Origin of the sequence: Psychromonas sp. KJ10-10, assembly GCF_047323245.1 — a bacterium.
GTDB lineage: Bacteria > Pseudomonadota > Gammaproteobacteria > Enterobacterales > Psychromonadaceae > Psychromonas.
Genome location: NZ_CP178826.1, coordinates 1,564,955 through 1,585,581 on the forward strand (window position 1 = coordinate 1,564,955; position 20,627 = coordinate 1,585,581).

Genomic DNA, 20,627 nt, shown 5'->3' on the forward strand with positions numbered 1-20,627 from the left:
CCTTGCCTATTGGGCTTCTATATTAGTGACAAAATTCAGACTATTTTCGAGTAAGTTGGCACCTTCACAGGTCAAAATTGATTCCGGATGGAATTGAAAGCCAATAACGCGATCTGCTTGGTTATAAACTGCCATACACATGCCTTCAAAGTCAGCAATTACTTCTAGCGACTCAGGCACAGTTGTACCAATTAATGAGTGATAACGCGCAACTGAAAGTGGTTGGCTTAAACCACTAAACATACGGTCGCCACAATGACTGATTAAGGATGATTTTCCATGCATTATTTCATCAGCGCCGCCAACAACGCCACCGTATTGTTCAATTAAGGCTTGATGGCCTAAACAAATACCAATCATTGGGATCTGCCCTCGACATAAACCAATCAGTTCAATTAAACAGCCCGTCGCGCTTGGTGTACCTGGGCCAGGTGATAAAATAAGCACTGCCTTGCTATCATCACTGCTATTTTCACAGTCATCAATTTGTTGTTTTATTTTACTGGCACTTTGATTGTTACGATAAATTTTTACCGGATAACCTAGCGCTTTAAATTGATCTACTAAATTGTAGGTAAACGAATCAAAGTTATCTAAGAAAAATAACGTGGTCTTTTTTGACTCTGTATTTAAAGTACTCATGTTATTCTCCTTGTGTTGTTTGAACTGGCTCTTGAACAGCTTTTAATGTCGTACCGTGTGCTAAGGCAATCGCATTTAATACTGCACTGCTTTTTGGCGAGTTTCATTAGCTTCAAGTTGTGGTACAGAATCAAATACTACGCCAGCCCCCGCTTGAGCATGAGCAATATCGTCTTTTACAAAAGCACTACGAATAACAATACAGGTATCCATATCGCCTTCACCATTAATATAACCTACAGCGCCACCATAACTACCACGGCGTTTCTTTTCTACATCACGGACTAATTGAGAGGCGCGAATTTTAGGCGCTCCTACTAATGTGCCCATATTCATACAGGCTTGATAAGCATGTAAGGCATCTAAATCAGCACGTAATTGACCGACTACTCGTGAAACCAAATGCATAACATGGCTGTATCTATCTACTTGTAATAAGTCTGCGACATGACGTGAACCTGGTTCACTGATACGTGCAACATCATTACGGGCGAGATCTATAAGCATTAGATGCTCTGAAGTTTCTTTTTTATCTAAACGTAGCTCTAGCTCTAAACGACTATCCAAATCTTTACTGATAGTGCCATCTTTATTAAAACCACGAGAACGAGTCCCTGCAATCGGATAAATCTCGACTTCATTGCTTGTTTTTGTGTATTTCAAAGCACTTTCAGGTGAAGCACCAAAAAGGATAAAATCACTGTCTTTTACATAAAACATGTAAGGGCTAGGGTTGGTTTGTTTTAATTTTGCGTAAGCCGCTAAAGGGTTAGGGCAATGCAAAGAAAAACTACGCGAAGGAACAACTTGGAAAATATCCCCTTTGACAATATTCTCTTTTAGCTTATTAACTATGTCGCAGTATTCTTGATCACTGACATCTACTGATATTTTACCTTCGAGTGCAATCTGTTTATTCGCATAGGGACTAAAGTTGCGACATAAATTTTGAATTTCAGCAAGGCGGGTTGAAACGCGGACATGATTTTCATCACTGTATAAACCACCAAAAACAGAGCCAATAATTTCACTTTTTTGTGTCTGATGGTCATGGATCATCAAGGTTTCTGCAACATAAAAAACAAAATCAGGGCAACAATTGTCACTATCGGGGACATCACCGATATCTTCAAAGCTAGCGATAAAGTCATAGGCAAAAATACCACCTAAAAATAAAGCCTGCGGATGTGATGATTGTTTTTTAATTTGTTCAATAATAAAACGAATAGCATCCATTGGTGAGGCTGATTTTAGTCGGCTATCTTCATCACCACTACTATCAGATTCTGGGAATTGTAAAACTAATTGGCTAGGAGATTGTTGAGTGATAAGTTCAATGGAAAATTTGGGCGTAATAAAGGTAATTAAGTCTTTACCATTATCAGTTTGAGAGTCGAGTGTGACTGTTAATCCGTTACAGGTTATTTTTAAACAGGCATCAACTAACATTAGGCTTTTCAGGTGCGCCTTAGAATCTATTTCTGCCGAGTCGAAGAGAATATGATTGGCGCTATTCTCACTCATTTTTTTGAATAGACCTAATGAGTCTTGAATATATTCACATTCTGTTTGTAGAGTACGTAAAACCCCGATTGGGTGGTGTGTGTTCATCTTGAGTATTCCTTGTTTAATAAGTTGGCGTTGAATATTAAGTCTTTGATTATTTTCGCCATCGCCAATCTGTACTAAAGATGATGTTTAATTCTTTCATATTCCCTCATTCTTTATTTCAATTTATTTCTCAAACCCTAAAAACAAAAAAAGCCCGCAATTTGCGAGCTTTAAATTTGGTTTGGGAATATTTACTTATTAATAACTATACAAAAACCTCATTGCTCGCTTAAGAGAATGAGTGCCACCAAGAATCAGTAAGAGTAATTGTATTAAAAATCATATATGATGCGTCCCAGAAATTATGGGTACCATTTTTTGCGATTACGCCTTTAATGTCAAGATGTTTTTAAGCTAACTCGCTTTTCAGGTAATTAAATTATGTTAATTGATCTTCACTCACATACTACGGCTTCTGATGGTCAATTAACTCCGACAGAATTGGTAAATCGTGCCGCTAATCGTCAGGTTAATATATTAGCCATTACCGACCATGATACGGTAGATGGTTTGCTTGAAGCAAAACAAGCCATCGAAGAAAAGTCATTAAAATTAACCTTAATTAATGGTATTGAAATAACCACTAATTGGCTCAATCATGAGATTCATGTTGTTGGGGTGAATATTGATCCTAATAACTCGGCTTTAAAAGAACTGATTGAGTTACAAAAAGAAAAGCGTGAATCACGTGCAGTGGAGATGGGTAGGCGCCTTGCTAAAGCAAATATTGAAGGGGTTTATGAAGGTGCAAAAGCATTAGCTGGTGAAGGTGCGATTACGCGCGCTCATTTTGCACGCTATTTAGTTGAGCAAGGTGTCGCACCTACATTTCAAAAAGTATTCGATAAATACTTAAGCCGAGGCAACACAGGTTATGTCCCTCATAATTGGGTAGATATTGAATATGCCATTGACGTGATACATCAAGCTGGTGGACAGGCGATTTTAGCGCACCCAAATCATTACCATCTTTCTAATAAGTGGATGCGCCGATTATTTGTTGAGTTTAAAGTCGCTGGTGGTGATGCGATGGAAGTTGCCATGGGGCAACAATCACCACAGGTACGTTTGCAGTTAGCAATGTGGAGTGAAGAATATAATTTACTCGCATCGCAGGGCAGTGACTTTCATTTTGTAGGACGCTGGCGTGATTTAGGTAAAGCCTTACATTTGCCTGAAATAGCTAAACCCTTGTGGTTAGATTGGCCAATATATAATCAATTAAGTGAGCAATTAGCAGAAAGAGTAGATTGATTAATTTTGTTTTAAAAAACAATCAATAAATGGCTTATTTCTGCACAGTTGTAGAATATACTTAATCCATAAAAACAGCGCTTTAATAGCGACGAACTTAGTAATTACGAATTAAATTTAAAAGAAGATTTTTATGAGTCAATTTTTTTATGTTCACCCAGATACCCCACAGGTACGTTTGATGAAACAGGCTGTGGAGATTATTAAAAAAGGTGGCGTTATTATCTATCCGACCGATTCTGGTTATGCACTTGGGTGTTTAATGGATAATAAACGTGGCCTTGATCGTATCTGTAAAATTAGATCCTTAGATAAAAAGCATAATTTTACCCTAGTATGTCGAGATCTTTCTGAAATAGCCAATTATGCATTAGTTGATAATCAGGCCTACAGAGCATTAAAAAGTAATACACCAGGGGCTTATACTTTTATTTTTAAGTCCACCAAAGAATTACCAAAGCGTTTAATGAATCCGACTAAACGAACGATTGGTATTCGTATTCCTGATAATGCGATAGCATTGGCATTACTAGAAGAGTTAGGCGAACCGTTAATGACAACCAGCTTAATTTTGCCAGGTAAAGAAAGTACAGAATTTGATCCCGAAGAGATTCGCGATCTTTTAGAAAATAGAGTAGATCTGATCATTAATGGTGGTTATTTAGGTGAATCACCCACCACAGTGATTGATTTCTCAGATGACGATGTTGTCATCGCAAGAGAGGGGCGGGAGACCTAACCCCGTTCCAGTAAAGCTGTAAGGCTGGAAGGCCGGAAAGCAAAACATAGCAAAGCATAAAGTAGCCTCTTTTTTTGCTTCAAGCCTTAAGGCTTTTAGCTATAAGCGGTTTCTTGTTTGGCATAATGTGAATTACCCAAAGGAAAGTTTCAATGAGTGAAAAATTACAAAAAGTATTAGCGCGCGCAGGTAAAGGTTCGCGCCGTAAAATGGAAACAGTAATCGCTGAAGGGCGTGTTAGTGTTGATGGTAAAGTGGTTGGTTTAGGTGAACGTGTAACCGAAAACCAAGTGATACGTTTAGATGGCTTTGTAGTGAAATATATCACTGAAGAAGCAACTGTTTGTCGTGTGTTAGCCTACAACAAACCAGAAGGTGAAGTCTGTACTCGTAGTGATGAAGAAGGCCGTAAAACCGTTTTCGAGCGTTTGCCTCGATTAAATGGGAGCCGTTGGATTTCAATCGGGCGTTTAGATATTAACACTTCTGGGTTATTACTGTTTACCACTGATGGTGAATTTGCTAATAGAATGATGCACCCTAGCCGTGAAGTCGAGCGTGAATATGCCGTACGTATATTTGGTGAAGTGGATGAAGCTATGCTTAACCGTTTACGCACGGGTGTTAAGCTAGAGGATGGTGAAGCTAAATTTTTGGCAATTAAAGAGTCAGGAAAAGAAGCCGGCGGTGAAGGTATTAATCGTTGGTACCATGTTGTATTAACAGAAGGTCGTACCCGTGAAGTGCGTCGTTTGTGGGAAAGCCAAGGCGTTCAAGTAAGCCGTTTAATGCGTGTGCGTTATGGTCACCTGCATCTGGACAAGCAATTACCACAGGGTGGTTGGACTGAACTTAACTTAAAAGAAGTGAACTATTTCCGAAAATTAGTGGATATGCCTAAGGAAACGGAAAGTAAAGTTCGTGTGGATGACAATAAAACCAAAAATACACAGGCTCGTATTCGCCGAGCTGTGAAAAAACATGCACAACATCGTAAATCAACTGAACGTCGACGTAGTACTTCTCGAACTCGTAGCTAGTTATCTTAATCTACAAAGCGATAAAGCGATAAAGGTCCACATAAATGTTTTGTGGACCTTTTAAAATTATTTCGTGAGTAATTTAATACTATTAATCACGATAGACTGAATTGGTTTGTCTGCGCCAGCAGTTTGCACGACTGCAATACTATCAACAACTTCCATTCCCGATGTGACTTGACCAAACACTGCATAACCCCATTTATTTACGTTAGCATCTAAAAATGCATTATCTTTATGGTTAATAAAGAATTGGCGCGATGCCGAATGCGGAGCGTTAGTACGTGCCATGGAAATTGTGCCTCGTTTATTACTGACACCATTAGTAGATTCATTTTCAATAGGTGCTAATGTATCAACTCGCTTGCCAGTGTCGGCAGAAAATCCACCTCCTTGGATCATAAAACCATTTATTACACGGTGAAAGTTAGTATTTTCATAACCATCTTTTTCAATATAAGCTAAAAAGTTAGCTACTGTTTTAGGCGCTTCATTAGGGAATAGCTCTATGGTTATTTGACCTTTGGAGGTATCCATCATCACGGTCGGATTTTCAGTCGCAAAGCTACTGTGGCTGAGGAACAGAATAAAAAGAGATAAAAGCAGTTTCATTATATTTTCCTAATGGTAAATTTTAAAGGTTAAGTAGTTTGTTGTTAAGTTCTTCGTCTTGAAGAATTTGTTCTAGTAATTGCGATAATTGTTCATTTAATTGAGTCGCTAAAGAGTTAACTTTAGCACTAAGTGGAGATTTCTCTTCATAATGAGATCGGAAGGTTTTGCTATAGGTACGTTGGTTAGACTGTAATTGCACTTTAATAATAGCATTTATTTCTGTCTCATGACTGAGTGTTCTCTGTTCAACTTCAGCTAATAATTTGATCAATTGAATTTCTATCTGGTGACTATGGTTTTCTTTATTAGTAAAGAGGTGACCTTGCTTCTGCCAATTATGTTGCAATAGTCGTTCTACAGTCTGGCGTGTACTTGTTGATTCATTGATGAGTTGAGCGACCTCATCACCGGAACTGATCGCGATAAGATAACGAGCTGTGCGCAAGTCTTTACTTTTTATTAACCAATCTTGCTGGCTTTGAACTGGCTCTCCAGTGATATTTCCCTGCAATTTAGGGGTTAATTCTAAACTAGTAGGGGTACTTGAGCAGGTCGCTAAGAGTAGGGTAGACAATAAAATAGCGACTAATTTTAATAAATGAATGTTCAAAGGGATCTTCCTATATTTGCTAATTAAGGTGCTAGCATAACAAACTTATTAAATAAGTTTTGTGAACGAGCGCTTTTTAGGCATTTCTAATATTAACTTTTTAAAAACAGCTTATAAATGCAATATATTTATGTTGTTTTGTTATTTACTGTTTAGCGTTAGCCAGTATTGCTTATTTCTAGTATTTATCTTTTTTTGTACAAAACATGATCAAACCTACTTATTCATTTATAGTGAAAGATCTTTCAAAAAATCCTATCACTTTGCTACAGCGCTGATGTACTCTAGGTTAGCAGTGGTTATCCACTTTTTCTGTGGATAACTCTGTGGGGCTTTATTTGAAAAGTAGCTGTAAGGCTGATGGTTACTTGCTTTGCATTAGATTGTTGTAAAAACACTCAAAAAGTAAACTTATTTAAAAACAAATAGTTATGTATGTCAATAGCTGTTTATTAGTTTTTGTTTGATGTTTTTTTAGTGTTTTTATAAAAACCTAAAGTCAACATTTTTTCTGTTAATTATTTTTATTTTAAGGTGAAAATTTTCATTGACAAGGCTTCTAAAATGTTAGTTTTTATTGTTTATTTTATGAACACTGCTAATTGGTTATTTATTCATTGCAAAGCCTAAGATCGTTGTAAACCTACTGTTGCATTAATAATCGCTTTAAAACTGGATTTGCTTGAATAACTCTGTTAATGAATTGTTAATGTCTGAAAATAGTGATTTCGTGCTATTATTCAACTTAAATGACTTATTGTGCAATATTGTTAATGATTCTTAATTCTTCCATGTATTTAGTGTTGTGTATATTTTGAGGCCTAATATGAAAAAACTTTTTCAGCTTTCATCTCCTTTTTTACCAGCAGGTGATCAACCCAACGCAATTAACCAGTTAGTGGAAGGCATCGAAGCAGGTCTTGCCTTTCAAACCTTATTAGGTGTGACCGGATCTGGTAAAACATTTACCCTCGCGAATACCATTGCAACCCTAAATCGGCCGACGGTCATTCTGGCTCCGAACCAAGACCCTTGCGACTCAGCTTTATGGAGAGATGAAGGAATTTTTCCAAATAATGCAGTAGAATATTTTGTTTCTTATTATGATTATTATCAGCCAGAGGCATATGTTCCAAGTTCTGATTCTTTTATCGAAAAGGATGCGACTGTTAATGCACATATAGAGCAAATGCGTTTGTCTGCCACTAAAGCCTTGCTAGAACGTAAAGATGTTGTACTGGTGGCCTCTGTTTCTGCTATTTATGGCCTAGGTGATCCTGAAGCTTATTTGAAAATGATGTTGCACCTGACGGTAGGGGAGATTATTTCTAGTCGTGAAATTTTACAGCGGTTAGTCGATCTACAATATAACCGTAATGAAACGGAATTAAGTCGAGGCACTTTTAGAGTACGTGGAGAAGTGATTGATATATTTCCGGCTGACTCAGAAAGTGATGCCCTACGTATCGAATTATTCGATGATGAGGTAGAAAAAATAACTGTCTTTGATCCCTTAACTGGGCAAACCTTAGATAATCTCCCTCGTGTGACTGTATATCCTAAAACGCATTATGTTACGCCCCGTGAGCAGATCCTAAAAGCAATCGATAATATAAAGTTAGAATTAAATGAACGTAAAAAACAATTTTTAGCAGAAAATAAATTAATTGAAGAACAACGTATATCGCAACGTACTTTATATGATATCGAAATGATGAATGAATTAGGCTATTGCTCGGGAATAGAAAACTATTCTCGTTATTTGTCAGGAAGAGAACCCGGTGCCGCGCCACCTACGCTATTTGATTATCTTCCTAAGGATGGTTTGTTAATTATTGATGAAAGCCATGTCACAGTGCCTCAAATTGGCGCTATGTACAAAGGTGATAGAAGCCGTAAAGAAAATCTGGTCAATTATGGGTTTCGTTTACCCTCTGCATTAGATAATCGACCAATGAAATTTGAAGAGTTTGAAAAAATTGCACCGCAAACGATTTATGTTTCAGCGACGCCAAGTGATTACGAAATTGAAAAATCGCAGGGGGATGTGGTACGTCAGGTGATCCGCCCAACAGGTCTGTTAGATCCTGTGATTGAAGTACGTCCTGTTAATACACAGGTAGATGATTTACTCTCAGAAATAAACCTACGTTTACCACTGCAGGAACGTGTTTTGGTGACCACCTTAACAAAACGAATGGCCGAGGATCTCACGGATTATTTAAATGAACATGGCATAAAAGTGCGCTATTTGCATTCTGATGTTGATACCGTTGAGCGAGTAGAAATTATTCGAGATCTACGTTTAGGTGTATTTGATGTATTAATTGGTATTAATTTATTGCGTGAGGGCTTGGATATTCCAGAGGTATCATTAGTTGCAATATTAGATGCTGATAAAGAAGGTTTTTTACGTTCAGAGCGTTCTTTGATTCAGACTATGGGACGTCATGCGCGAAACCTTAAAGGTAAAGCGATTTTATATGCGGATAGAATAACCGGCTCAATGCAAAAGGCCATTAAGGTGACTGAAGACAGACGTGAATTACAGCACCAATTTAACCTTGATAATGCCATTACCCCACAGGGATTAAGCAAAGAAGTTAATGATGTGATGCAATTAGGCCAACGTAATCTTAAAAAAGGAAATAGTAAGCTTGCCAAAGTGGCAGAGTATAAAGCTAATTATGAAGTGCACAGTGAACAAGATATTCTTAAACAGATTTCATTACTCGAAAAACAGATGTTTGTCGCTACTAAAGAATTGGAGTTTGAGAAAGCCGCTCAATTACGTGATGACGTTGCTAAATTACATGAGCAGTTGCTAAAAATGGGCTAAGACAAAGCGAGCCTTTAAGGTTAATTTTATCTGTGCTAAATAAGCCTATTGTATGATCAAAAATAAATGTGATCTTCATAATCTATTGATATTATTTATTGAGTTACACTAGCGACCTTTATAAAAATCAAAATAAGGGCGGTTAGATGAAAAGGATTTTCTGGTTATATTTTTTGATAGTAAACTTAATTTTTTATCCATCATTAAGTTTTGCTTCTTCACTTGAACGCTTAGATTTAACTAATTCCTTTGTTGGTTATTTTGCCCTTATTATTTTTTTTATTGCTTATGTTCTAGTGATGGCAGAAGAACACCTACAAATGCGTAAATCAAAACCCGTGTTAGTGGCCGCAGGTATTATTTGGGGGGCTATTGCTTGGGTTTATGCGCAAAACGGTTTATCTGAACAAGCAGAACAAACCTTTCGACATAATTTATTAGAATATGCAGAATTATTGCTCTTTTTATTAGTTGCGATGACCTATATAAATGCCATGGAAGAACGAAGGTTATTTGATGCCTTGCGTTCTTGGATGGTAAATAAAGGCTTATCACTTAAAGCTATTTTTTGGTTATCCGGTGGATTGGCTTTTTTCATTTCACCCATTGCGGATAATTTAACTACTGCCTTATTAATGTGTGCGGTAGTGATGAAAGTAGGGGCCACCAATAAGCGTTTTATCGCTATTTCCTGTGTGAATATTGTGGTTTGTGCCAATGCTGGTGGTGCATTTAGTCCCTTCGGGGACATCACTACATTGATGGTTTGGCAAAGTGGTGATATTGAATTTTTGCAGTTCTTCGTATTATTTATTCCATCGGTCATCAATGCCCTTATACCCGCTACCATCATGAGTTTTTTATTGATCATGCACACCCTGAACCGAGCACAGAGGTGATTGAAATTAAGCGTGGTGCCTTTCGTATATTAGGATTATTTTTAATCACTATTTGCTTAGCAGTATTATCACACTCAATTCTGCATATGCCACCAGTATTAGGCATGATGACGGGGTTAGGGCTATTACAGTTCTTTGGTTATTTTTTACGTAAAACTCTACCTAGCTCCTTAGCTAAAAAGCGAGCTATTGCAGAGCGAAATCATGATAATGCGCGTTTGAAGCACCTGGGGGGCATTGTTTCCTTTGATGTCTTTAATCGAGTGGCAAAGTCAGAATGGGATACGTTGTTATTCTTTTATGGTGTGGTACTTTGCGTGGGGGATTAGGGTTTATTGGTTATCTAAATTTAGTTTCCGAGGTTTTATATAATCAGTGGGATGTTACCTATGCCAATATTACCGTGGGTATTTTATCTGCAATTGTGGATAACATACCGGTGATGTTTGCGGTATTGAGTATGAACCCTGAGATGTCTCTTGGACAATGGTTATTGGTAACCTTAACTGCTGGAGTAGGTGGTTCGTTATTATCAATCGGCTCAGTCGCTGGTGTTGCTTTAATGGGGCAAGCACGAGGCGTTTATACCTTTGCCTCGCATCTGAAGTGGACACCTGTTATTGCATTAGGATATGTTGCCAGTATCTTAGTGCATTTATGGTTAAACGCGACCTATTTAATTAATAGCTTAGTATTGATTAAACAACTTCTACCCCTTCATTTTCTAATAAGCTAATTAAGGAAATAAGGGGAAGGCCTATTAGGCTATTTGGGTCTTTACCCTCAAAACTTTCAAATAGACTAATGCCGTAACCTTCACTTTTGAAGTCGCCAGCACATTGATATGGTCGCTCTTTATTAAGATAGTTAGTTATCATTTTATCCGTTAATACACGAAACTTAACCACAAAGGGTTCGACCAAGGATTGATGCTCACCTGTTTGGCTATTAACTAGCGCTAGGCCAGTATAAAAGGTAATGGTTTTACCGCTGGTCGCTTTTAACTGTTTAAAGGCATTTTCAAAATTGCCTGGTTTTCCAAGAATAACACCGTCATTGACACAGACTTGATCGGATCCTATAACCAACGCGTTTTCAAATTTTGGGCTAATAGCTAATGCTTTTTGAATTGCTAAACGCTCCACTAATTGTTTTGCTGTTTCTGCTTCCAATGGGGTTTCGTCGACATTTGGTTTTTCTGTTAAGAAAGGTATATGCAATTTTTCTAATAACTGCTTACGGAAAGGAGAGGTTGAAGCTAAAATAATTGTTTTTGACATATTAAACTCGTTTTATTAGTTAATGAGACCATATTAAGTGCTGAAATAAAATTATGCGAGAACATGCTGGTATTATTTTTATTACTTTATTTTTACTACTTTAGGATAGTGTTAAAAAATAATTTAATTGCTGTTTTTTTTAATTAAGTGAAGTTGTATGATTGAATCTGCTTAAAAGTCTTATGCAAGAGGAAGTTTGTCGTATTTTTGGTAACTGATACATACTGAAAACAGAACTTAAACTCAGTCTTGACTAAAAAGATAGCAACATGTTGTGCAAATAAACTTAAAAGAACTACTGAGCCTAAAATGATTAAGCTAAAAGATACAAAAATTCTCTATTTTTCTTTGACTATCCCGTTGCCAATCTATATCATTCGCGCCCATGCAAAAGGTTAAATTACCGATTAGCGTTGATCCGGTACGCGCAACTCAATCTAGCACTGAATTAGATGCCTTAATTCAGAAAGCTTTAATGAAAAGGCTAGCGGAATCAACAATCAGTATTCAATCAGATATCAGCACCCATTTTCAATTTGAAATTGATCGACAAAAGTTGAGAATATTTCATGGTAAAGCGAGTGTTGCAGTAGAACTCATCTGTCAACGGTGCAATGAGCCTATGATTTATCAGTGCGAAGCTGAATTTACGTATTGTCCTGTTCATAATCAAGAGCAGGAAAATAATTTACCAGACGTCTATGAACCCATTTATTATGATGAAAATGGGGAGGTAAATCTTCACGAAATTGTTGAAGATGAGCTGATATTGACTCTACCTCAGATAGCGAAACACGCAATCGAAGATTGTGCTGAAAGTGAGTACGAACTGACTTTTGGTGAGATTGATGAGGAAGAGACGACACGTCCCAACCCATTTGATGCTTTAGCTCAGTTAAAGCGCAAATAACAAGTAGGAATTTTTACAATGGCTGTACAAAAAAGTCGTAAGACCCGTTCAAAACGCGAGCATGCGTCGTTCGCATGATGCATTAGGTGCTCCAGCTCAACTTACAGTTGATGCTACGTCTGGTGAAACTCATCGCCGTCATCATATGACTGCAGATGGTTTCTACAAAGGCAAAAAAGTAATCGAACTATAATATTACCTTGCGTAAATATACAATTGCGCTTGATGCCATGGGGGGCGATCTCGGCCCTCATATCTCGCTCCTAGCGACGAAGCAGTCTCTCCAAGAATACCCAACTTTATTTTTCATCATCGTTGGCGCTGATAAAAAAATTACCCCCTGTTAGAAGAGTATGATCTTTTAATGCATTCGCGTGTTACTGTTGTTCATGCTGAAAACTCTATCTCTATGGAAGATAATCCTGTTTATGTTTTGCGACATGTTTCAGATTCTTCAATGCATATTGCCCTTAAAATGGTTGCTGAAGGTGAAGCCGATGCCTGTGTGAGTGCGGGAAATACCGGTGCTTTAATGCTATTGGCGAAACAAGCTTTAAAAACTATCAATGGCGTTTCAAGACCTGCTTTAGTCTCAGGCATACCTAAAAATCGTTGTGGGCATACTTACCTGCTTGATTTGGGTGCTAATTTACAATGCGACAGTGATACCTTGTTTAATTTTGCCGTAATGGGAAGTGTATTGTGTGAAAAGGTTGAACAAATAGAAAAGCCTAAAGTTGCGATTCTCAATATAGGTAAAGAAAATAATAAGGGCAGTGATATCATACAACGTACTGCTTTATTATTGAGTGAGAGTAAATATATAAATTATGTTGGTTTTATCGAAGCTAACGAATTATTTTCATGCCAGGCGGATGTTGTTGTCACCGATGGCTTCACTGGTAATATTGCGCTTAAGAGTTATGAAGGAATGGGACGTGTATTTTTACAACAACTTGATAAAGCGGTAAACTCCAATTTTTATAGTAAGTTACTAGGCAAGTTATTAAGTCCCATCCTAAAAAAGCAATTTAAACATTTACATCCAGATATGTATAATGGTGCCAGTTTAATTGGCCTACGCGGTATCGTAGTTAAAAGTCACGGCTCTGCTAATCAAGTTGCTTTTGGTTACGCGATTGAGCAAGCGATTAAAGAAATCCAGTGGCAGATTCCCAATAGTATTTCAAATCGCTTAGAAGCGGTTTTATTAGAGCGAGATTGTTTATCACATGAATAGCAAAATTATAGGTACAGGTAGCTATCTACCGGCTACAGTCCGTAGCAATGATGATTTAGAAAAAATGGTTGATACCAGTGATGAATGGATCACTGTGCGTACTGGTATTAAAGAACGTCGTATTGCTAATGCTGATGAAACGATTGCGTTTATGGGCAAGGAAGTCGCTGAAAAAGCTTTACAAGCCGCTAATATGACAGCTAATGAATTAGATTTAATTATTGTTGCCACTACCAGTAATCATAATGCTTTTCCTTCTGTCGCCTGTGAAGTGCAACAACTATTGGGGATTTCTGATATTCCTGCTTTTGATGTTTCAGTCGCCTGTGCGGGTTTTACCTATGCCTTGAGTATTGCTGATAATTATATTAAAGGTGGCGACGCTAAAAATATTCTTGTGATTGGTGCAGATACATTAGTCGCAACCTGTGATCCAACAGATCGTAGCACCATTGTTATATTTGGTGATGGCGCTGGTGCGGTTGTATTAACAGCAAGTGAAGATGAAGGTATTTTATCGACACATATCAACGCAGATGGACGTTTTGGCGAATTACTTAAATTACCTAATGCACAACGTGGCAATGAAGCTTCTGTTAATGAAGCTTATTTATCTATGGCTGGTAATGAAGTATTTAAAGTAGCAGTGAAAAAATTAAGCCAAGTGGTTGTAGATACCTTAGTCGCGAACAATATTGAAAAAGAAGAGCTTGACTGGTTAGTACCGCATCAAGCCAATAAACGTATTATTGCGACCACTGCGAAAAAATTAAATATGTCGATGGAACAAGTTATTTTAACACTTGAAGGGCATGGCAATACTTCCGTCAGCATCAGTACCTCTTGCCTTTGATGAGGGAGTACGTTCAGGTAAAATTAAACCTGGACAGCTAGTATTATTAGAAGCATTTGGCGGTGGATTTACATGGGGCAGTGCACTAATACGCATGTAATATGCAAATAATGTAAACCTCCCTATTTAGTCAGGTTTCTGCGTTCAAAGTGCTCACTTAGTCAGCTAAGTTAGGCACTTTTTCCTTGAACTTTGGCTAAAATGATTAAACTAAATAAAACAGGAGTCTGCTCCTGTTTTTTATTTTTATAAATTTCAAATTACTTAGGATGAAATATGACAAATTTTACTTTTGCTTTTCCAGGGCAAGGCTCACAAAGTGTTGCAATGCTAGCTGAGTTAGCAGAGCAATTTCCTATTGTTGTCGATACTTATAAAGAAGCAAGTGATGCTTTAGGTTACGACTTATGGGCATTAGTACAGGAGGGGCCAAGTGAGGCTCTTAATCAAACAGACAAAACGCAACCTGCTTTATTAGCCGCTTCCGTTGCTATTTGGCGAGTTTGGGCAGAACAGGGCGGACAATTACCCTCTGTGGTTGCCGGACATAGTCTAGGTGAATATTCTGCATTAGTTTGTGCCGGCGTAATTGAATTCAAAGATGCCATTAAATTGGTTGAATTACGTGGTCAATTGATGCAACAGGCTGTACCTGCTGGTGTTGGTGCTATGTATGCAATTATTGGTTTAGCTGACGATAAAATAGCGCAGGCTTGTGAACAAGTCGCTGAGGGTGAAGTTGTTTCTCCTGTGAACTTTAACTCACCAGGTCAAGTGGTGATTGCTGGTAATAAAGCGACAGTTGAGCGCGCTGGTGTTTTATGTAAAGAAGCGGGAGCAAAACGTGCGTTACCATTACCAGTTTCAGTGCCTTCGCACTGTGCATTAATGAAACCTGCGACTGAAAAATTAGCAATTGCGTTAAAAGATATTGAATTTAAAGTGCCACAAATCTCTGTTATTAATAATGTTGATGTTGAAGCAGAAACAGACACAGATAAAATTAAAGATGCTTTAGTACGCCAACTATATTGCCCAGTTCGCTGGACTAGCATTATCGAAAAGATGGCATCTCAGGGTATCAATCTGCAAGTAGAAGCTGGTCCTGGTAAAGTATTAAGTGGTTTAGTTCGTCGTATTGATAAAAGCTTTACGGCACAAGTAATTAATGATGTAGCAACACTTGAAAGTGCACTTGCCGCAGTAAAAGGAGAGTAACATGGAAGGTCAAGTTGTATTAGTAACGGGCGCTAGCCGTGGTATTGGTCGTGCAATTGTTGAAAAATTTGTGGCATTAGGTGCAACGGTATTAGGCACTGCAACCAGCGAAGGTGGTGCAACCGCTATTAGTGAATATTTAGGTGAAGCTGGCAAAGGCTTTGTATTAAATGTTACCGACAATGACTCTATTGCATCACTTTTTGATGCGATTAAAAAAGAATTTGGTAGTGTAGATGTATTGGTTAACAATGCAGGTATTACACGTGATAACTTATTAATGCGTATGAAAGATGATGAGTGGAACGATATCATCGAAACTAACTTAACGCCTATTTTCAAAATGAGTAAAGCAACAATGCGTCCAATGATGAAAAAACGCGCCGGACGTATTATTAATGTTGGCTCTGTGGTAGGTACAATGGGTAATGCAGGTCAAGCTAACTATGCACTCGCAAAAGCAGGCGTGATTGGTTTTACTAAATCTTTAGCACGTGAAGTTGCTAGCCGTGGTATTACTGTAAACACAGTAGCGCCAGGGTTTATCGAAACTGATATGACTAAAGCGCTAAATGAAGAACAACGTGCAAGCACATTAGCTAACGTACCAGCAGGTCGTTTAGGTGATCCAAGTGAAATTGTCGCGACGGTTGTGTTTTTAGCCTCTGAAGGTGTCGCTTACATCACAGGTGAAACTATTCATGTAAACGGTGGGATGTACATGGTTTAAGCTTAAACAATTTATGTGTCGTCATTTAGCTCGATTTCTACGTTGAAAGTGCTCACTTGGTAAACCAAGCTCCGCGCTTTCGCCTTGAACTCAAACTAACTGACTTAACATAAAATGTTTTGAGTGTTTAGGTGAATGAATATTAAAGCATCCGAGGTGAACTAAGCTCCGCGCTTTCGCCTTGTATTTAACACCATTCACTTAGTCTGAGACATCACCAGCATTCTAGGCTGAATGTTAAAGCAAGTAAAATTAGCTCCGTGCTTTTGTCTTGTATTTAACACCATACACTTAGCTAGAGTCATCACTAGCATTGTAGGTGATACGAAATTGACTTTTGAAACTTGAAAAATTGGTTTTTATTCGTATAATCGGCACCGTTAAACATAGTTTGCAAGTTATGTCACCGAAAAACGTACGAATTTTGAGCTTTAAAAATAAAAGTTTGGCTCTAATCAATATATTGATTAAAATGTAAAAATAACTGGTCTAACCAGTGATACAATACTTGAATATTAAACGCGATAGCATAAACTACCGCAATTAACGCATACAGCGTATTACTAAAGGAAGATAAATATGAGCAATATCGAAGAACGCGTAAAAAACATCATCGTAGAGCAACTAGGTGTACAACTAGACGAAGTTGTTAATACAGCTTCTTTTGTAGATGATTTAGGTGCTGACTCTTTAGATACAGTTGAATTAGTAATGGCACTTGAAGAAGAATTCGATACTGAAATTCCTGACGAAGAAGCTGAAAAAATTACTACAGTTCAATCAGCAATCGATTATGTTGTAAATAACGGTTAATTATCGATTCTTAATTGAATTGGTGTTGAAAGGCGGTCTGTGACCGCCTTTTGTGTTTTTCTAACTAATGATTTTTACCTTAACTGGCATGATAACGTCATTATTTAAAAGAACATAATATTAATCTATTCAAATAGATAGTGAGTTATAGGAGAAATAAAAAGTGTCAAAACGCAGAGTTGTGATCACAGGTTTAGGTTTATTAACCCCTGTTGGTAATACCGTAGAGTCTTCATGGGAAGCTATCCAAGCTGGTAAAAGTGGCATATCTAATATCGAGCACTTCGATACAGAGAAATTTGCATGTAAATTTGCTGGTTTAGTTAAAGACTTCAATGTTGAAGACTACATGACCAAAAAAGACTCTCGTAAAATGGATACTTTTATTCAATACGGTGTTGTCGCTGCTGACCAAGCCCTTAAAGATTCAGGCTTAATAATTAATGATGACAATGCAGAGCGTATTGGTGTTGCTATTGGTTCTGGTATTGGTGGTATTACAACCATTGAAACTAATGTGCGTAATTTTGATAAAAGTGGTCCACGTAAAATTAGCCCATTCTTTGTCCCTGCAACTATCATTAATATGATTTCTGGTCACGTATCAATTAATAATGGCCTTAAAGGTCCAAATATCGCCGTTACTACTGCTTGTACAACTGGTACACACAGTATTGGTTTAGGCGCTCGCATGATTCAATACGGTGATGCTGATGTGATGATTGTCGGTGGTGCAGAAAAAGCATCAAGTGAAATTAGCATGGGTGGTTTCGCCTCTGCTCGTGCCCTTTCAACACGTAATGATTCTCCAGAAACTGCGAGTCGTCCTTGGGATGAGTCTCGTGACGGTTTTGTTTTGGGTGATGGTGCTGGTGTGTTAGTACTTGAAGAGTATGAGCATGCAGTTGCACGTGGCGCTAAAATATATGCTGAATTTTCAGGGTTTGGTATGAGTGGCGATGCTTATCACATGACGTCACCACCAGAAAGTGGTGCCGGTGTCGCATTATCGATGAAAAATGCGATTAAAGATGCAAAAATTGAAGCCGCAGATATTCAATATATCAATGCACATGGTACTTCAACTCCTGCGGGAGATATTGCAGAAACTCAAGCCGTTAAAGGTATTTGGGGCGAAGCCGCTAAAAGTGTCATGATGAGCTCAACTAAATCGATGACAGGTCACCTATTAGGTGCAACTGGTGCGATTGAAGCCGTATTTAGTGTACTAGCACTGCGTGATCAACTTGCACCACCAACGATTAATCTTAAAAATCCAAGTGAAGGTTGTGATTTAGATTACGTAACCGATGGTAAAGCTCGTCCTGCAAACATTGAATATGCACTGTCTAATTCATTCGGTTTTGGTGGTACAAATGGTACCTTAATCTTCAAACGTATCTAATTTTTAAAAATAACGATACAATAAAAACCCGATCTCATTTCGGGTTTTTTTATGCCTACTGTTTTGTGTCTATGGTTTTTATATTGCATATAAGGAAAATTTAAGCGCATTTATGTTAATTAATGGAATTGAATCGAATCATATTGATGCAAAGGATCGTGGTTTAGCATACGGTGATGGCCTTTTTAGCACCATTAAAGTTCAATCGGGTGTTGCACAATTATGGGATTTTCACTTACAGCGTCTACAATTAGGTGCAAAGGCTCTGTTTTTTCCTGAAATAGACTGGCAACAGCTATCAGCAGAAGTGCATCAACAGGTCGCTTGTTTTGCAGATGTTTCTGAGCACGTCTTGAAGGTCATATTGACCCGTGGAAGTGGCGGGCGTGGTTATAGCACTCAGGGGTGTGATTCACCACTTCGTATTATATCTGATTCAGCTTATCCCCATTTTTATTCTGATTGGCGACATCAGGGGATAGATATTATCCTTTGTGAATCTATTTTATCTAAAAATAAACAGTTAGCTGGGTTAAAAACACTAAATCGTTTAGAACAGGTGATAATAAAAAATGAATTAGAATTTAAGCATGCAGTTGAAGGGATCGTTTGTGATGAGAATGGATTTGTCGTTGAAGCTTGCAGTGCTAATGTTTTTATTTATATGAATCAACAATGGCTTACACCTAAATTAGATAATAGTGGTGTTAAAGGTGTCCAACGACGAAATATTTTGCGTTTAGCCAAACAAAATAATATTGAGATTGTTGAATCTGAAATTCACCAAAGTCAGTTGATAGAAGCACAATCAATCTGTTTAACGAATGCTTTGATGGGCATAGTCCCAGTAAAAAAATATCAGCAACAAACACTCCGCCTTGAACCCTGTAGCGTATTACAATCAATTATTAAATAGGTTATTAATCACCATGAGTTTTAAAAAAATCGTTGTTTTTATCTTGTTGTTAGTTGTTTTAGGGGAGCTGGGCTTTTCTATGCAAAACAGCAAATAGATGATTATTTAACGCGTCCTCGACTCGACAAAACTCAATTGATTGTGGTGCAAGAAGGAAGTCATTTTTCTCGATTGGGTGAGCAGCCTTGTAAAACAATCCATTGTTTCTGATTTACGTTGGTGGAAAGTGATTGGTAAATTACGTCCAGATTTGACGGGTATTCGTGCTGGCACATACCAAATTAAAGAAGGTTATAATTTAGAAGATATTTTAGTGGAAATAAATACCGGCAAAGAATACCAGTTCAAGGTTACCTTTGTTGAAGGGAGCACCTTTAAAGAATGGTTGGATAATATTAATAAGGCTGAATTATTAATACCCTTACAAAAAACAGAAGCGGAAATTATTGAAGCGTTAAATATTTCTCATGAAAAGTTAGAAGGTTTGCTATTTCCTGAAACCTATTATTATAGTGCGCAAATGAGTGCCTTTGAGATAATTAAAAAAGCCTATTTACATCAAACTAGTGTGCTTGAAAAATTATGGGCAGATCGTGAAAAAGACTTACCTTATAAAACCCCCTATGAAGCATTAATAATGGCATCCATTATCGAGAAAGAGAGTGGTTTATCGGATGATCGTGATAAAATTTCATCGGTTTTTGTAAACCGCCTGCGTATTGGAATGCGTTTACAAACTGACCCAACCGTTATTTATGGCATGGGAGAGCGTTATAACGGACGTATCCGCGACAAAGATTTACGCGAAAAAACAGCTTATAATACCTATACCATTGACGGTTTGCCTCCAACACCTATTGCAATGCCAAGCGAAGCCGCTTTATACGCGACATTACATCCAGCGAAAACGAAATATCTTTATTTTGTCAGCAAAGGTGATGGCACTTCTTACTTTTCTAAAAACTTAAAAGAGCATAATCGTGCAGTTGATAAATACATCCGAGGAAAATAAT

General features: G+C 37.7%; 15 protein-coding genes and 5 pseudogenes. 15 read left to right on the plus strand and 5 right to left on the minus strand.

From position 1 onward, the window contains the following. Positions 1–6: 6 nt before the first annotated feature. Both ACLKMH_RS08955 and ACLKMH_RS08960 read right to left on the minus strand, forming a co-directional pair. Positions 7–642, minus strand: a complete 636-nt coding sequence (locus ACLKMH_RS08955) for an aminodeoxychorismate/anthranilate synthase component II (protein WP_413701680.1) — start codon at positions 640–642, stop codon at positions 7–9. Positions 643–717: 75 nt separating this feature from the next. Further along, the gene (locus tag ACLKMH_RS08960; RefSeq protein ID WP_413701681.1) at positions 718–2,253 is read right to left on the minus strand and encodes an anthranilate synthase component 1; all 1,536 of its coding nucleotides are present in this window, start codon (positions 2,251–2,253) and stop codon (positions 718–720) included. Between the two features lie 381 nt (positions 2,254–2,634). On the opposite strand from ACLKMH_RS08960, the gene rnm reads away from it, so the two are divergent. The 3 genes and pseudogenes from rnm to rluB all read left to right on the plus strand — a co-directional run bounded on the left by rnm (position 2,635) and on the right by rluB (position 5,286). Then, positions 2,635–3,507: an RNase RNM gene (rnm, locus tag ACLKMH_RS08965; RefSeq protein WP_413701682.1), complete on the plus strand. Its 873-nt coding sequence runs from the start codon at positions 2,635–2,637 to the stop codon at positions 3,505–3,507. A 133-nt stretch (positions 3,508–3,640) separates the two neighbouring features. Continuing rightward, positions 3,641–4,260, plus strand: a pseudogene (locus tag ACLKMH_RS08970) (L-threonylcarbamoyladenylate synthase). A gap of 138 nt (positions 4,261–4,398) precedes the next feature. Further along, on the plus strand, positions 4,399–5,286 hold the full coding sequence (gene rluB / locus ACLKMH_RS08975) for a 23S rRNA pseudouridine(2605) synthase RluB (protein ID WP_413701683.1): 888 nt from the start codon (positions 4,399–4,401) through the stop codon (positions 5,284–5,286). Positions 5,287–5,352: 66 nt separating this feature from the next. Here rluB and ACLKMH_RS08980 read toward each other — a convergent pair whose 3' ends face one another. Continuing rightward, entirely contained in the window at positions 5,353–5,898 is a 546-nt protein-coding gene (locus tag ACLKMH_RS08980; RefSeq protein WP_413701684.1) for a peptidylprolyl isomerase, read from the minus strand. Between the two features lie 22 nt (positions 5,899–5,920). Continuing rightward, a complete protein-coding gene (locus ACLKMH_RS08985; protein WP_413701685.1) occupies positions 5,921–6,511 on the minus strand; it encodes a YajG family lipoprotein in 591 nt (196 codons plus the stop codon). Positions 6,512–7,337: 826 nt separating this feature from the next. Between ACLKMH_RS08985 and uvrB the strand changes: the two genes are divergently transcribed. After that, positions 7,338–9,350 carry an excinuclease ABC subunit UvrB gene (uvrB, locus tag ACLKMH_RS08990; protein WP_413701686.1) on the plus strand — a complete coding sequence of 671 codons (2,013 nt, stop codon included), beginning with the start codon at positions 7,338–7,340 and terminating at the stop codon, positions 9,348–9,350. Between the two features lie 146 nt (positions 9,351–9,496). After that, positions 9,497–10,985 (plus strand): annotated as a pseudogene (gene nhaD / locus ACLKMH_RS08995) (sodium:proton antiporter NhaD). Here nhaD and ACLKMH_RS09000 read toward each other — a convergent pair. Next, the gene (locus ACLKMH_RS09000) at positions 10,948–11,529 is read right to left on the minus strand and encodes a Maf family protein (protein WP_413701687.1); all 582 of its coding nucleotides are present in this window, start codon (positions 11,527–11,529) and stop codon (positions 10,948–10,950) included. The pseudogene nhaD and the gene ACLKMH_RS09000 sit on opposite strands and share 38 nt — an antisense overlap. Positions 11,530–11,914: 385 nt before the next feature. On the opposite strand from ACLKMH_RS09000, the gene yceD reads away from it, so the two are divergent. The 10 genes and pseudogenes from yceD (at position 11,915) to mltG (ending at position 20,626) form a co-directional block, all read left to right on the plus strand. Continuing rightward, on the plus strand, positions 11,915–12,439 hold the full coding sequence (yceD, locus tag ACLKMH_RS09005; protein WP_413701688.1) for a 23S rRNA accumulation protein YceD: 525 nt from the start codon (positions 11,915–11,917) through the stop codon (positions 12,437–12,439). Positions 12,440–12,457: 18 nt separating this feature from the next. Then, positions 12,458–12,632 (plus strand): annotated as a pseudogene (gene rpmF / locus ACLKMH_RS09010) (50S ribosomal protein L32). Positions 12,633–12,639: 7 nt separating this feature from the next. Then, positions 12,640–13,679: pseudogene (plsX, locus tag ACLKMH_RS09015) on the plus strand (phosphate acyltransferase PlsX). After that, positions 13,672–14,632: pseudogene (locus ACLKMH_RS09020) on the plus strand (beta-ketoacyl-ACP synthase III). Before plsX ends, ACLKMH_RS09020 begins: the two co-directional pseudogenes overlap by 8 nt. Positions 14,633–14,808: 176 nt before the next feature. After that, positions 14,809–15,750, plus strand: coding sequence for an ACP S-malonyltransferase (gene fabD, locus ACLKMH_RS09025; protein WP_413701689.1), 942 nt, complete (start codon positions 14,809–14,811; stop codon positions 15,748–15,750). A gap of 1 nt (position 15,751) precedes the next feature. Beyond that, positions 15,752–16,480: a 3-oxoacyl-ACP reductase FabG gene (gene fabG / locus ACLKMH_RS09030; protein ID WP_413701690.1), complete on the plus strand. Its 729-nt coding sequence runs from the start codon at positions 15,752–15,754 to the stop codon at positions 16,478–16,480. Between the two features lie 579 nt (positions 16,481–17,059). After that, positions 17,060–17,293 carry an acyl carrier protein gene (acpP, locus tag ACLKMH_RS09035; RefSeq protein ID WP_413701691.1) on the plus strand — a complete coding sequence of 78 codons (234 nt, stop codon included), beginning with the start codon at positions 17,060–17,062 and terminating at the stop codon, positions 17,291–17,293. Between the two features lie 163 nt (positions 17,294–17,456). Further along, on the plus strand, positions 17,457–18,698 hold the full coding sequence (gene fabF / locus ACLKMH_RS09040; RefSeq protein ID WP_413701692.1) for a beta-ketoacyl-ACP synthase II: 1,242 nt from the start codon (positions 17,457–17,459) through the stop codon (positions 18,696–18,698). Positions 18,699–18,810: 112 nt separating this feature from the next. Beyond that, positions 18,811–19,614, plus strand: a complete 804-nt coding sequence (gene pabC, locus ACLKMH_RS09045; protein WP_413701693.1) for an aminodeoxychorismate lyase — start codon at positions 18,811–18,813, stop codon at positions 19,612–19,614. 175 nt (positions 19,615–19,789) lie between these two features. Then, on the plus strand, positions 19,790–20,626 hold the full coding sequence (gene mltG, locus ACLKMH_RS09050) for an endolytic transglycosylase MltG (protein ID WP_413701694.1): 837 nt from the start codon (positions 19,790–19,792) through the stop codon (positions 20,624–20,626). Position 20,627: the final 1 nt, after the last annotated feature.

What these genes read in the sequence shown, in the direction of transcription:
- ACLKMH_RS08960 (WP_413701681.1), bottom strand. Translation starts at nt 2,253, where the DNA reads ATGAACACACACCACCCAATCGGGGTTTTACGTACTCTACAAACAGAA.
- ACLKMH_RS08980 (WP_413701684.1), bottom strand. Translation starts at nt 5,898, where the DNA reads ATGAAACTGCTTTTATCTCTTTTTATTCTGTTCCTCAGCCACAGTAGC.
- pabC (WP_413701693.1), top strand. Translation starts at nt 18,811, where the DNA reads ATGTTAATTAATGGAATTGAATCGAATCATATTGATGCAAAGGATCGT.
- rnm (WP_413701682.1), top strand. Translation starts at nt 2,635, where the DNA reads ATGTTAATTGATCTTCACTCACATACTACGGCTTCTGATGGTCAATTA.
- uvrB (WP_413701686.1), top strand. Translation starts at nt 7,338, where the DNA reads ATGAAAAAACTTTTTCAGCTTTCATCTCCTTTTTTACCAGCAGGTGAT.
- ACLKMH_RS09000 (WP_413701687.1), bottom strand. Translation starts at nt 11,529, where the DNA reads ATGTCAAAAACAATTATTTTAGCTTCAACCTCTCCTTTCCGTAAGCAG.
- rluB (WP_413701683.1), top strand. Translation starts at nt 4,399, where the DNA reads ATGAGTGAAAAATTACAAAAAGTATTAGCGCGCGCAGGTAAAGGTTCG.
- fabG (WP_413701690.1), top strand. Translation starts at nt 15,752, where the DNA reads ATGGAAGGTCAAGTTGTATTAGTAACGGGCGCTAGCCGTGGTATTGGT.
- acpP (WP_413701691.1), top strand. Translation starts at nt 17,060, where the DNA reads ATGAGCAATATCGAAGAACGCGTAAAAAACATCATCGTAGAGCAACTA.
- ACLKMH_RS08955 (WP_413701680.1), bottom strand. Translation starts at nt 642, where the DNA reads ATGAGTACTTTAAATACAGAGTCAAAAAAGACCACGTTATTTTTCTTA.
- fabD (WP_413701689.1), top strand. Translation starts at nt 14,809, where the DNA reads ATGACAAATTTTACTTTTGCTTTTCCAGGGCAAGGCTCACAAAGTGTT.
- yceD (WP_413701688.1), top strand. Translation starts at nt 11,915, where the DNA reads ATGCAAAAGGTTAAATTACCGATTAGCGTTGATCCGGTACGCGCAACT.